Source organism: Exiguobacterium sp. s152 (assembly GCF_018618335.1).
Lineage (GTDB): Bacteria > Bacillota > Bacilli > Exiguobacteriales > Exiguobacteriaceae > Exiguobacterium > Exiguobacterium chiriqhucha.
The window spans coordinates 14,710-27,148 of record NZ_JACSLX010000004.1 but is presented as its reverse complement, the minus strand read 5'-3'; the positions used below and the strand labels follow the sequence as shown (position 1 = coordinate 27,148).

Below are 12,439 nucleotides of genomic sequence, written 5' to 3'. Positions count from 1 at the left end.
AACACAAAGTAGGCGTCAATCGTCTTGGCGGTATTGACCGGCCTTAATGGCGAGATAAACGGCGGCCCGTTCAGGGAGCGAGACTTGTGTGATGTTCGTCAGTTCTTCAATCCGCCGAATCCGGTAGAGCACGGTGTTCGGATGGATGTGAAGATGAGCGGCGACACGCTTGACGTTCCCATCAAAATAGAAATACCATTCGAGCGTCGTGACGAGCTCGGTATGATGCGTGACGTCATACGCCTGTAGGCGCTCGATGGTCGGATGCGTCTCGAGACGAAGCCCGATGCGTCGGGCCAAATCGGGAACGAGCTGATAAATTCCGATCTGTTCGAACGTGCGCGATGTCGCAAGCTCATACGGGAACTTTCGGCGAAGCGACGTAACGCGTCGTGCTTCTTCCATCGCCGCATAGAGCATATCGCTCTCAAAAAAGCGTCGACTGATGCCAAGACGCGGCTCCGCTTCAATGAACTTGTCTCGGAGCTGACTTTCAAAACGGTCAGCCCACTGTAAGAGCGCCGCTTCTTCCTCGGCCAAGTCCGATTTCATATAATGCCAGACGAGTAGTTGCTGGCCATCGATAGCGTGCAGGACGACTTCAATCGCTTGCTGGGTCGCTAATACATAAAACAGTCGTTCCGCCAGTTGTGGGGTGACCGGCTGGGCACATTCAATTACGGTGAGGCGGCTGGCGACGGCAATCGGTGCGAGCTCATTCAAGCGGTCGCGGTGGGGTGGCGATAAGACGGGAGTGGCCAGCACTTCTAAAAAGAAGCGTTCCAATTCGGCATCGATGCGCCGCTCGTGCATCGCGATGGTCATCAGTAGCTTTTTGGCGATGTTCGCTCCTTCTTGTAGGACGGTGAGTTCTTGTTCCGAGAACGGCGTCGTTCGGGCCAGGCTCCAAATGTAACCGAGCACGTCACCTTGTTGTTTGATGACGACGGCTGCTCGTTCGCCTAGTCCGACAGCCATTCGAGCAGGGATGACGACCGGTTCGTCACGGTCAATCACTTCTTGAAGAATCCCGCTTTCCCATAAGTCCTCGATGACCGCCTCCGGGACACGGCGGCCGATAATCGTCGCGATACGTGCCGGATCGGTCGAGTCGGGATGGGTGCTATAGGCCAGTAACTGATGGTGTCGGTTTTCAATCGTGATGGGGGCCCGAATCGCTTGTCCGATTGCTTCGGCGAGCGTATCGAGCGACTCATAAGATTTCTGCAAAAAAGGCATGTCGATTCCTCCTCTCTTTCACTATACCGTCTCTGTTGTGAAAGTTCACAAAAAGATGGTGAGTTTTTAGAAGGAGGAACGACATGCCTGCATCATTCACATTAAATTGGGAAAAACAGTCCGACCACGAGACCGAGCAAGGCACCGACGATGACTTGGAACGGGGTATGACCGACCAGTTCATTTAAGATGGGCGTCTCGTGCTTGATTCCTTTGAAGTAGTCGTTTAACAAGCGGGCCTGGAATCCGACCGCCTGACGCACACCGGTCGCATCGTACATGACGATTGTCGCAAAAATCAAGGCGAGCGCGAACATGCTGGAATCGAGCCCTTCGATTCGACCGATGACGGTCGCTAAGGCGACGACGGTCGAAGAGTGGGAACTTGGCATCCCACCCGAGGCAAACATGATTTCTAATTCAAAATCTCGTGTTTTAATGAGTTCGGTTACGAGCTTAGCTGCTTGTGCGATGAACCAAGCGAGCAAGGCGGCGAGTAAAGGTTCGTTAAAGAGCAATCGATTCACTTCCTGTCTGACAATGGTATCTACACTATACCCGATTCTGTCATCGGCTAGACGTAAAGTTTCTGTCAAAAAAGCACCCCGAGCATAGGCTCGAAGTGCTTTCTGGTCGATTTTTGTTACCCGACGACGCCTTCAGTCTCCTGAAGTTTGTCCGCGATATTCTCGATGATATAGCGGTTGCGTGGATGCTCCTGGCACTCTTTCGAGCATGAACGCATTTGTTTTGGTTCACACTCTTCACAACAGAAGTGTTGGGCATTACACACCGGGTTGGCACAATTAACGTAGCGGACCGTCTTCGTTCCGCAGTGCATGCACTCCGAAACAACGGACGGGTTGACCGTGTTGACCGGGACGTTGATGCGCTCGTCAAAGACGTAAAGCTCACCTTCCCAGTCCTCGCCTTTCGTGGCTTCGTCTTTGCCGTACATGGCGACGCCGCCTTTAAGGTGGAAAATGTTGTCGTGACCTTGGTCACGCATATATGCGGTAAATTTCTCGCAACGGACGCCTCCGGTACAGTACGTGAGTAACGTTTTCCCTTCGTAGAGGTCCTTGTTCTCTTCGAGCCAATCTGGCATGTAACGAGAAGCCTCTACATCGATTTTGATCGCGTTTTTAAAGTGACCAAGATCGTACTCGTAGTTGTTACGAACGTCGAGGATGACGACATCGTCGCGATTCATCATCTCTTTCCATTCTGCCGGTTCGAGGTATGCACCGTGCTGTTTAGGCACGTCGAACTCACCATCAAAGCGCCACGTCACAAGCTCTTTCTTATGACGGACAAAAATTTTCGAGAACGCATGCTCTTCGACTTCATCGATTTTGAACTCGATGTCGCTGAATAGCGGGTTCGCTTTCAAGTCGTTCATGTATTGCTCGGTCTGTTCCCAAGTCCCAGAGCACGTCCCGTTGATTCCTTCGGAAGAAATCAAGATGCGTCCTTTGATGCCGAGATCCTTGCAATACTTGAGGTGCTCTTGTGTGAGCGTTTCTGGGTCTTCGATATTGACGTACTTATAGTACAGCAAGACCCGCATTGGTTTTGTTTCCATGTGTGTTACTCCCCTGTGTTCAGTTTTTTGCAGGAAAACGAACGTTGGGTTGTGTCGTTCGACGAACGGACTTGCCTGCAACCACAAGTCCATATTATATGATAGATATCACAGCGGAATTTCGCAAATACTTTTTATTTTTTTACGGCGGTGGGCAGGGGGATGCGTCTTCCTGAGCGAAATCGGGTAAAAAGGAATAACGAAAGTTGAAGGTGGAAACTGACATGCTGACATCACTCCAACAATATATTTTAAACTTGATTGAATGGCTACAAGGACTTCCAGGCGGACCTTGGGCAGGACTTGGGGCACCGTTCCTGGAGGCGATCTTTCCATTTCTCCCACTCGTCCTCATCATCTCGGCGAACGCAGCGACATATGGATTTTTGCTTGGGACGTTACTGTCTTGGATCGGGAGTTTGCTCGGAACAATTCTTGTGTTTGTAGCTGTTCGCTACGTGTTCCGAAAGCCGATGACGCGGTGGCTCGAGAGACATAAGCAAGGCGTCTATTGGCTCGAACGCATCAAGCACATGAGTCCGGTCTCACTCGGGTTTCTGTACTCGCTCCCGTTTATTCCGGTCAGCTTGATCACATACTTACTCGCGCTCATTCAAATGCCGCTCCGTACGTTCATCATGGCGGCCGGGTTCGGCAAGTTGCTCGTCGTCTTGATTTTCTCTGTCATTGGCGACCAGTGGGAAGAGTTTATCCAAAGCCCGTTCCGATTATCGATGCTCGTCTTATTACTGATTGTCCTATGGGCCATCAGCCGTGGACTCGAAGAACTGCTTAAACGGCGTGCCTTCAGAAAACGGAACGAGCAGCTGAAACGTGAACTTGAAGCGAAACGACAAACGACCTTGTGAAGCGACTGCTTCACAAGGTCGTTTTCGTTAAGCGCGTTTTTTGAAACGCGGGAAGTTGAAGGCGATGGCCAATCCTCCGCAAATGAACAACAAGAACGGATAGAACATATACGGAACGAGCGCCGGTGACGCTGTGTTCGTCAGTTCGGCCGCAATGAGAAGCTGTGCCCCATAAGGCAACAGACCTTGGACCCCACACGAGAAGATATCGAGTACACTCGCTGACTTTTTACGTTCGATGTCATAATCGTCGGCGATGTTCGCGGCGAGCGGACCAGCCACGAGAATCGAAATCGTGTTGTTCGCCGTCGCGACGTTTGTCGCACTGACGAGCCCGGCGATGCTCCACTCCGCGCCGGCCCGTCTTTTAATTCGGGACGTGAGCGCGTCACGCAAGTACGTGAGTCCGCCGTTATGCGAGATGAGTCCGACGAGCCCACCCATGAGCAATGTCAGGAGTGAAATCTCGGCCATGCCCATCATGCCGTCCGCCATGGCGGTGACGCATGTGGTGACGGCTAGACTGCCGTCCAACAGACCGATGATGCCGGTCAGGGCGATGCCGCCGAGCAAGACGAGGATGACGTTCATTCCCGTCAAGGCGAGCACGATGACCGCAAGGTACGGAATCAGCTTATACCATTCAAACGCTGCCGGCTCGATGGTCGATTCACCGCTCGATAAGACGGCGAGCAAAATCGTTGTGATGACGGCTGCCGGCAAGACGATCCAAAAGTTAGTCCGGAACTTGTCGCGCATGTTCGTCCGTTGGGTGCGGACGGCTGCAATCGTCGTGTCCGAAATGAACGACAAGTTATCACCGAACATGGCACCGCCAACGACGGCCGCTGCTGCGATGGCGATATTGACGCCGCTCTCCTCATGGATGCCGAGGGCAATCGGCGCCAGTGCGGCAATCGTCCCGGTCGATGTGCCCATCGCCATTGAGATGAAGGCCGCGATGACGAACAGGCCGCTCAAGAGGAGCGAAGGCGGTAATAACGTCAATGCCGCATTGACGGTCGCATCAATCGCCCCGATTGCTTCGGCGACGCTTGAAAACGCGCCGGCGAGCAAGAAGATGAACACCATGATCAAGATGCTTGGGTTGCCGGCGCCTTGGGCGACACGTTCGACCGTCTGGGTGACGCTTCCTTTCGTCATCATCGCCGCGACGATGACGGCAATCAAGGCCGCAATCAAGACGGGAAATTTATAAAAATCGTCATAGTAGATGCCTGCCCCGATAAAGAAGACGAGGAAGACGAGTAAGGGCAAGAGCGCCCATTTGTTAGCTGTTGGTTGTTCCAATCGATTCACCTCATTCATAAAAATAAAAAGAGAGCCTTCTGAAAAAAGGCTCTCTCTACAAGAAACACTTTTTTCATCTTTCGAGCAGACCGCTCGCTGGATTTGGCACAGGTTACCCGCTGCCGAGACGTCATCGGGCCAGTCCCTCAGTCTCTCTTGATAAAAAAGTTGTGATATTTAGTTATAAGACACGTTCCCTAACGTACCTGTTTCAAATCTGCTTGTCAATAGCAACCCCCCACGCGATGCACGTGGGGGCGAGTCAGGACGTCAAAAAATTGTAATGGGCGACGCGGTTGCGTCCTGCGTACTTCCCGCCGACGTAAAGCGCTCGGTCGGCGTTGCGAATCGTATCGTCTAGTCGTTTGTCACCGAACGCTTGAATCGTATCGACGCCGATTGAGGCGGTCACTGGGATATCGATTCCGTCAACGTGGAATGGTTTGGTTTCGATTTGTTGACGGATGCGCTCGGCAATCTCGACGGCGGCTTCGACATCGCATCGGTTCAAAAGCAAGATGAACTCCTCGCCGCCATAACGGGCTGCGAAATCATCGGTGCGGAGCACTTGGCGGATGCGGCGACCAAACTCTTGGAGCACGCTGTCTCCGACTTGATGACCGTGCGTGTCGTTGATTTTTTTGAAGAAGTCGATATCGAGCATTGCGACGGAAATCGGGTACATCGAGCCGTCCGAGATTTGTTGAATCCCGTATTCATAAAAAGCCCGTGCATTGGCAAGCAACGTCAAGCTGTCCGTCCGGCTCTCGGTATAGAGGCGGTCGCGTTCATGACAACGACTGATCGTTCGATTGAACGATTTGAGCAGTTTGACAATCTCACGTTGAATGATGGGCGGATAGCCATAGACGTGCTCGCCGGTCATGACGAGCCACGTGCGGATGCCTTCGATTTCCTCGGAACGGACCGAGATGAAGCTATGATAGTCTTCATCGAACTCGTTCGATAACGGGGCGTCCCATTCAAAGCGCATCTCATACTCGACCGAGGCTTCGTTCGGATAGGTTGCATCGAGTAAATCAAAGACGACGTGGCGATCGATCGGCTGGCGCGTCTTTAAATCAAAGTAAAGTGTGCGATCGAACAGTTTGAACTCGACGAACCCTTCGTCGTACTCGTTGAGTCGTTCACATTGACTGAGGAACACCTCAATCGCTTGCGCCTCGCTTTGTGACAACGACACGGCTTCTTTTGCCTCATCATATTGTTCAATCAACGATTTGAAGGCGTCTTGCCGACCTTTCTGGATGATGAGCCGCTTAATAAAGAAGGTGAGTGCGGCGGCGATACTGCTGACGACAAGCAAGTTCGTCTCACGGAAGAGCGAGGCTGCTAAAATGAAGACGAGACTGACGATATACGTGTAAAACGCGATGTTTAGAAAGTCGCGGACCGGGATATCGACACGGAACCACCAACCGACTTGATACTTTTGTACGACCGTGTTTAAGATGATGGCCACAATCAAGCCGGCAAGCGGCAGAAACGAATCTTGGGAATAAAAACCGAGACCGGTCACACCACCGAGTGCCAAGTAGACGCTGGCCGGGATGGCGATTTCCAAAAACGACGTGATGGCGTTCCACGGATACGTAAAACGGAACCGTCGAAGCGCGACGCGCGGTTTCAAGTTGACGAACTGGAAGACGAGTAGTCCAATCTGATTGACGAACAGCGCTGTCTCAAAATCAAAGAATAAAAAAATAATTAAGACGATACTTTCTGAAAAGGTAAAGTAGACGCCTTTCCGTTCAATGGAGTCCATTTGAAAAGTAATGACGAGCAACGCAATCAAGATGAACGGTAACGGCTCGATGGCCGGCATGTTTAATACGCCTGTAGCGAACAAGATGAGGGTCAAACTGAATAGCATACTCCAAATACTCCAACCGAGGACGGACATCTTGCGGAAATGGTTCATGGTTCCCTCCTATGTGGGAAAAATTCAATTATGTATGGTAGAAGATTCGGCACAATCACGCCCGAGTCCTGCCTATCCACCATAATGGCGGAATTCTAGCATTGAGTCTATATGAAATATCCTCTATAATGAAATTGCTTTTCAACCACATAGACGAAAGTCGATGAAAAAGAGAGTAACGATCGTTCCGTCAACAAAGCGACCTAGGGATTGGTGAGAGCCTAGGCTGACAAACATCGCGAAACGCACTTTTGAGATGCTATCCGAACTTGAGTAGGCGTAGCCGGGGGACCCCCGTTATCACCGATAAAGCGGTCTGCGTCAAGCAGGCAAGAAGAGTGGTACCGCGGGCCATCCCGTCTCTTTGCATCTGTGCAAAGGGCGTTTTTTTTATGAACAAATGATAAGGAGGAATTAGAATGAGTTATGAACGCAAATATGCGGAAGCCTTGTCCCGTGTCATCGGGGACGAGTTGACGCTCGACCAGATTGAAGCATTGATTGAAAAACCGAAACATGAGGCACACGGGGACCTTGCTTTCCCGTGTTTCCAACTTGCGAAAGCCTATCGTAAAGCACCGGTCATGATCGCGACGGATATCGCAAACGACTTGAACGATGAGTTGTTCACGAAAGTCGAGGCGGCCGGCCCGTATGTGAACGTCTTCTTGAGCCGTGACGTCGTCTCACAAGAAATCATCAACACGGTGCTCGATGAACAAGCGGACTATGCGACGCATGCGACACGCAACGAGACAATCGTCACCGATTTCTCGTCACCGAACATCGCCAAACCGTTCTCGATGGGACACCTTCGTTCAACGGTGATCGGGAATGCCATCAACCAAATCGCCCGTAAAAACGGTTATGACGTCGTCGGCATCAACCACCTCGGAGATTGGGGCACACAGTTCGGTAAACTGATGGTCGCCTATAAAAAATGGGGCGACGAGGAAGCGGTCCGGGCACATCCGATTGCTGAGCTCTTGAAGCTTTACGTCCATTTCCACGAAGAAGCGAAGACACAACCGGAACTTGAAGACGAAGGCCGTGCGTGGTTCAAGAAACTCGAAGACGCCAACGAGGAAGCGACTGAGCTTTGGACGTGGTTCCGCGAAGAATCACTCAAAGAGTTCCAAAAAGTATATGACCTCCTTGGTGTCGAATTCGACAGCTTTAACGGGGAAGCGTTCTATAACGACAAGATGGATCGCGTCGTCGCCATGCTCGAAGAGAAAAACCTTCTCGTCGAAAGTGAAGGGGCGATGGTCGTCTCACTCGAGGACGAGAACTTGCCACCATGCTTGATTAAAAAGAAAGACGGCGCGACGCTTTATGCGACACGCGACTTGGCAGCTGCCGTCTATCGTCATGAGACGTACAACTTCGTCCAGGCGAACTACGTCGTCGGCGGTGAGCAGGCGCTTCACTTCAAGCAGCTGTTCTCGGTTCTTCGTAAACTCGGCTACGACTTCGTCGACGGTATGCACCACGTGCCGTTCGGCTTGATTTTGCAAGAAGGGAAAAAGATGTCGACACGTAAAGGTCGCATCGTCTTGCTCGAGGAAGTGCTCAAAGAAGCAATCGAGAAAGCACAAGCGAACATCGCTCAGAAGAATCCGGAACTTGCGAACGCGGACGACGTGGCACGCATGGTCGGTGTCGGCGCGGTCATCTTCCACGATTTGAAGAATGAACGCATCAACAACATCGAGTTCGACCTCGATAGCATGCTCAAATTCGAAGGCGAGACGGGCCCGTACGTGCAGTACACGAACGCGCGTGCGAACTCGCTCCTTCGTAAAGGTAACTACGACGGCTCGACGTTCACTGGCGCAAACGACGACCACACGTGGGGTGTCGTGACGATGCTCAACGCGTTCCCACACGTCATCACACGTGCCCACGAACGTCGCGAACCATCAATCATTAGCCGTTACGTGCTCGATTTGGCGCAAGCGTTCAACAAGTATTACGGTCATGTCCGTGTCCTCGAAGAAGATGCAGGCAAACAATCACGTCTCGCCCTCGTCAAAGCGGTGACGATCGTATTGACAGAAGGACTCCGTTTGATCGGTGTTCAAGCTCCAGAAGAAATGTAAGCACAAATAAGGGACCCTTTTGAGGGGGTCCCTTTTCCTATGCCTTCATGCGTGTGACCGTCCGGGCTTTTGTATCATACAGACACCATTCCCGGTCGAAGATGACGGCGCCGACATTGATGACGTACCGTTTTTTCTTCAAGGTGAACGGCTTCCCGATTTCCCAGGGAATCGAGCGACCTTTCCGGTAAATCCCCGGAATATGGCTGTGTCCGATAAAGACGAGAGGATACTTCCCTTTCTCGACAAGCGGTTCCCAGTCCGGACTCCATTTCACTTGGTGTCCATGCAAGAATAGCGCCTCATCGAGCGTCGTCTGCTCCGGTAATAAGGCGATTCGTGTCTTGACCGGATGCGACACCACGAGCACTTCGTCAATCCGCTCTTCTTGATTGCCGCGCAGGCTAGGGAAGGTGAGGAGCGCCTCGTAGTCAGGGTCGTACGTCACGACATCGGACACTTCATGGAAGCGCTCGTTGCGCCGTTTCTTACCGATATGACACTCGTACAGATCGCCGAGGCAAAGGATGTGCTCCGTCTCGCGGAGGACCGACTCGAGCACGGCTTTCAAATCATCAAACGAACCATGTGGGTCACTGATGATGGCGAGTTTCATCGGTAGTTTGTGAATTGGGCATCGACGGACAATTCGAGCTCACGGACGAGCTGCATGACGGCTTGAAGGTCATCGCGCGACTTGGCTGTCACACGGATTTGATCGTCTTGAATTTGCGACTTCACTTTCAGTTTTGATTCTTTGATGGCGTTGTTAATTTTTTTTGCATCGTCTTTATCGATGCCGCTCTTCAATTTGACGCGTTGACGCACTGTGCCGCCGAGCGCACGTTCTACTTTTTGATAATCAAGGTTTTTCGTCGGTACGCCACGTTTAATCAATTTCGTGATCATGACGTCTTTCAATTGCTCGAGTTTGTAGTCGTCATCTGAGACGAGGACGAGGTCGCCGTTATCGAGTGACATCTCACTCTTCGAACCTTTAAAGTCGTAACGGTTCAAAATTTCTTTCTCGGCGATTTGAATCGCGTTCTTCACTTCTTCGAGGTTCATTTCTGACACAATATCAAAAGAATTGTCTTTTGCCATGTTTCATCCATCCTTTACAAGGGTTTTGTTATAATGATAGCAGATTTGAAGTAGTGAAGGAGTGAAAGAGATGGAACATACTATCGATCAACAGACAAATGTAGATTTAGACCATATGGCATATCACGGCAAAGACCTCGGGGTGACGTTTAAAAGTGACCTCATCCGGTTGCGGGTCTGGTCACCGGTTGCCGAAGAGATGACGGTAAAACTATACCGGACACCGCGAGCGCGGAAGTTCGAACGGTTGTCGTTAGAACGGGCCGAGAAAGGGACGTGGGTCATCGAACTCGATCGTGCTTTGTTTGAAGGTCAGTTTTATGTGTTCGAGGCGGTCGTAGCTGGGAAGCGTATCGAATCGCTCGACCCGTATGCAAAAGTCGTCGGGATCAATGGGAAGCGCGGGTGTCTGCTCGACCCATCTACGCTCAACCCAGACCATTGGGTCAAAGAACGTCCGCTCTTCCACTCGTCACAAGAAGCGGTCATCTATGAAGCGCACGTCCGTGATTTGACGAGTCATCCGGACAGTGGTGTCATGCATCGCGGGAAATTCCTCGGGATGACCGAAGTCGGAACGAAGACACCGACGGGTTATCCGACGGGTCTCGACTATATTACCGGGCTTGGCGTCACGCATCTCCAACTCATGCCGTTCTTCGATTACGGTTCAGTGAATGAGTCACGCGAGAGTGAGGCGAATTATAATTGGGGCTATGACCCGGTCCACTATTTTGCCGTCGAAGGCTCATACGCTTCCTCAGCGGATGATCCGGCCGCTCGCATCATCGAGTTGAAAGCAATGATTCAAGCGCTTCACGATCGTGGCATCCGTGTCATCATGGACGTCGTGTTCAACCATACGTATGATGCATTGACGACGCCGCTCGGACAGTTCGTACCGGACTACTATTACCGCTTGAACGAGGACGGTACGCTCGCCGACGGTTCGGCGTGCGGGAACGATACGGCGTCCGAACGGGCGATGATGCGCAAATTGATCGTTGAATGTGTGTCGTATTGGGCGAAAGAGTTCATGATTGATGGCTTCCGCTTCGATTTGATGGGACTTCATGACGTCAAGACGATGAACCAGGTCCGCAGGGCGCTCGATCGCGTCGACCCATCGATTCTCGTGACCGGAGAAGGCTGGGATCTCGACACACCGCTTCCGGTCCGTAAAAAAGCGAACCAACATAACGCCCACAAGATGCCGCGCATCGCCCAGTTCAACGACGCGATTCGCGACGGTGTCCGTGGGGATGTGTTCATCGAAGACTTGCCAGGTTGGATCAGCGGCAACGCGGATATGACGGCGGACGTCAAACGTGGGATTGCCGGTGCAGTCACGAGCCAAAGTTTTGCTGACGAACCGAACCAAGTCGTGAACTATGTCGAGTGCCATGACAACTTGACGCTTTGGGACAAACTGGCCGTTACGAATCCGGACGACGATGAGACGACACGCCGCCGCCGGCATCGTCTCGCGACATCGATTGTGTTGCTCAGTCAAGGCATCCCGTTCCTGCATAGCGGTCAAGAGTTCTTCCGCACGAAAGACGGGGACGAGAACAGCTTCAATTCGGGGGAGGTCGTCAACCGTTTGGATTGGACGCGGGCCGAGCAAGAGACGCCGAGCGTCGAATATGTGAAGGGCTTGATCAGCCTGCGCAAACAATATCCGTTGTTCCGTCTTGAGAACGCGGAACAGATTCGTAAACATTTACGTTTCTTCGATGAAGACGAGGGCGTCATCGCCTTTGAACTGAGTCGCCACGTCGAAGGTTACGTCGAACGCCATCTCGTATACCATAACGGACTCGAAGAAGCGGTCGAGGTGAAACTACCGTCCGGCAAGTTCGAGGTCCATGTCGAAGATCACACCGTCAATTTGACGGCACCACGTCTCCTCGAGGAGCGGCATGTCACGGTCGCGCCGTTATCGACACTTGTCGTGACGGAACGCCGTCCGGATTACAGCAAATATGCGGTCGCCGGTGGAGCTGCCTTGGCTATCCTCGGTCTCTGGTATGTTGCGAAAAAACGGAAACCGAAACAAAAGTAAGCGCGAAAAAAGGAGACGTCATTCCGTCTCCTTTTCCTCGTTCGTTTCAGTTTTGGCTGCCTCGAGCTCCATCATCTTTTTGACGATGATGTGTTTTGGCATATGCATGAGTTCCTCGAGTGGGACGTTTAGCTTTTTGGCAAGCTCAACCGCCGTCTCGGGAGAGAGTTGAAGTGGGCGCATGAGGGTTCCTCCTTTCCGATTACGGTACGCTACTGCCAG

At 52.0% G+C, this 12,439-nt stretch carries 11 protein-coding genes, 1 riboswitch and 1 other annotated feature; of the genes, 3 read left to right on the top strand and 8 right to left on the bottom strand.

The window, feature by feature from the left end:
- Nucleotides 1–15: 15 nt before the first annotated feature.
- The 3 genes from KNP72_RS08545 to trhO all read right to left on the bottom strand — a co-directional run bounded on the left by KNP72_RS08545 (nucleotide 16) and on the right by trhO (nucleotide 2,824).
- A complete protein-coding gene (locus KNP72_RS08545; RefSeq protein ID WP_034804315.1) occupies nucleotides 16–1,239 on the bottom strand; it encodes a PucR family transcriptional regulator in 1,224 nt (407 codons plus the stop codon).
- 101 nt (nucleotides 1,240–1,340) lie between these two features.
- A complete protein-coding gene (locus tag KNP72_RS08540) occupies nucleotides 1,341–1,766 on the bottom strand; it encodes a divergent PAP2 family protein (protein ID WP_029596250.1) in 426 nt (141 codons plus the stop codon).
- A 116-nt stretch (nucleotides 1,767–1,882) separates the two neighbouring features.
- Nucleotides 1,883–2,824, bottom strand: a complete 942-nt coding sequence (gene trhO, locus KNP72_RS08535; protein WP_034804313.1) for an oxygen-dependent tRNA uridine(34) hydroxylase TrhO — start codon at nucleotides 2,822–2,824, stop codon at nucleotides 1,883–1,885.
- 224 nt (nucleotides 2,825–3,048) lie between these two features.
- On the opposite strand from trhO, the gene KNP72_RS08530 reads away from it, so the two are divergent.
- Entirely contained in the window at nucleotides 3,049–3,693 is a 645-nt protein-coding gene (locus tag KNP72_RS08530) for a TVP38/TMEM64 family protein (protein WP_214718447.1), read from the top strand.
- 27 nt (nucleotides 3,694–3,720) lie between these two features.
- Here KNP72_RS08530 and KNP72_RS08525 read toward each other — a convergent pair whose 3' ends face one another.
- Together KNP72_RS08525 and KNP72_RS08520 are read right to left on the bottom strand one after the other, a co-directional pair.
- A complete protein-coding gene (locus tag KNP72_RS08525; RefSeq protein WP_214832883.1) occupies nucleotides 3,721–5,022 on the bottom strand; it encodes a Na+/H+ antiporter NhaC family protein in 1,302 nt (433 codons plus the stop codon).
- A gap of 52 nt (nucleotides 5,023–5,074) precedes the next feature.
- Nucleotides 5,075–5,170, bottom strand: a riboswitch (SAM riboswitch).
- A 96-nt stretch (nucleotides 5,171–5,266) separates the two neighbouring features.
- Entirely contained in the window at nucleotides 5,267–6,946 is a 1,680-nt protein-coding gene (locus tag KNP72_RS08520; RefSeq protein WP_034804305.1) for a GGDEF domain-containing protein, read from the bottom strand.
- Between the two features lie 154 nt (nucleotides 6,947–7,100).
- Nucleotides 7,101–7,313: a binding site (T-box leader), on the top strand.
- A 52-nt stretch (nucleotides 7,314–7,365) separates the two neighbouring features.
- On the opposite strand from KNP72_RS08520, the gene argS reads away from it, so the two are divergent.
- Nucleotides 7,366–9,048, top strand: coding sequence for an arginine--tRNA ligase (gene argS / locus KNP72_RS08515; RefSeq protein WP_214832881.1), 1,683 nt, complete (start codon nucleotides 7,366–7,368; stop codon nucleotides 9,046–9,048).
- A 37-nt stretch (nucleotides 9,049–9,085) separates the two neighbouring features.
- Here the strand turns inward: argS and KNP72_RS08510 are convergent, their stop codons facing one another.
- A complete protein-coding gene (locus KNP72_RS08510) occupies nucleotides 9,086–9,664 on the bottom strand; it encodes a metallophosphoesterase family protein (RefSeq protein ID WP_214718437.1) in 579 nt (192 codons plus the stop codon).
- Nucleotides 9,661–10,152 carry a YajQ family cyclic di-GMP-binding protein gene (locus KNP72_RS08505; RefSeq protein ID WP_021068146.1) on the bottom strand — a complete coding sequence of 164 codons (492 nt, stop codon included), beginning with the start codon at nucleotides 10,150–10,152 and terminating at the stop codon, nucleotides 9,661–9,663. The genes KNP72_RS08510 and KNP72_RS08505 overlap by 4 nt, the downstream gene beginning before the upstream one ends.
- Nucleotides 10,153–10,222: 70 nt before the next feature.
- Here KNP72_RS08505 and pulA point away from each other — a divergent pair, with 70 nt between their 5' ends.
- Entirely contained in the window at nucleotides 10,223–12,217 is a 1,995-nt protein-coding gene (gene pulA, locus KNP72_RS08500; RefSeq protein ID WP_214714998.1) for a type I pullulanase, read from the top strand.
- Between the two features lie 18 nt (nucleotides 12,218–12,235).
- On the opposite strand, the gene KNP72_RS08495 is transcribed toward pulA, so the two are convergent.
- Nucleotides 12,236–12,400 carry a YycC family protein gene (locus KNP72_RS08495; RefSeq protein ID WP_021068148.1) on the bottom strand — a complete coding sequence of 55 codons (165 nt, stop codon included), beginning with the start codon at nucleotides 12,398–12,400 and terminating at the stop codon, nucleotides 12,236–12,238.
- Between the last annotated feature and the right edge of the window lie 39 nt (nucleotides 12,401–12,439).

Coding starts and splice junctions, on each gene's coding strand:
- KNP72_RS08545 (WP_034804315.1), bottom strand. CDS start 1,239: ATGCCTTTTTTGCAGAAATCTTATGAGTCGCTCGATACGCTCGCCGAA.
- trhO (WP_034804313.1), bottom strand. CDS start 2,824: ATGGAAACAAAACCAATGCGGGTCTTGCTGTACTATAAGTACGTCAAT.
- KNP72_RS08530 (WP_214718447.1), top strand. CDS start 3,049: ATGCTGACATCACTCCAACAATATATTTTAAACTTGATTGAATGGCTA.
- KNP72_RS08525 (WP_214832883.1), bottom strand. CDS start 5,022: ATGAATGAGGTGAATCGATTGGAACAACCAACAGCTAACAAATGGGCG.
- KNP72_RS08520 (WP_034804305.1), bottom strand. CDS start 6,946: ATGAACCATTTCCGCAAGATGTCCGTCCTCGGTTGGAGTATTTGGAGT.
- argS (WP_214832881.1), top strand. CDS start 7,366: ATGAGTTATGAACGCAAATATGCGGAAGCCTTGTCCCGTGTCATCGGG.
- KNP72_RS08510 (WP_214718437.1), bottom strand. CDS start 9,664: ATGAAACTCGCCATCATCAGTGACCCACATGGTTCGTTTGATGATTTG.
- KNP72_RS08505 (WP_021068146.1), bottom strand. CDS start 10,152: ATGGCAAAAGACAATTCTTTTGATATTGTGTCAGAAATGAACCTCGAA.
- pulA (WP_214714998.1), top strand. CDS start 10,223: ATGGAACATACTATCGATCAACAGACAAATGTAGATTTAGACCATATG.
- KNP72_RS08495 (WP_021068148.1), bottom strand. CDS start 12,400: ATGCGCCCACTTCAACTCTCTCCCGAGACGGCGGTTGAGCTTGCCAAA.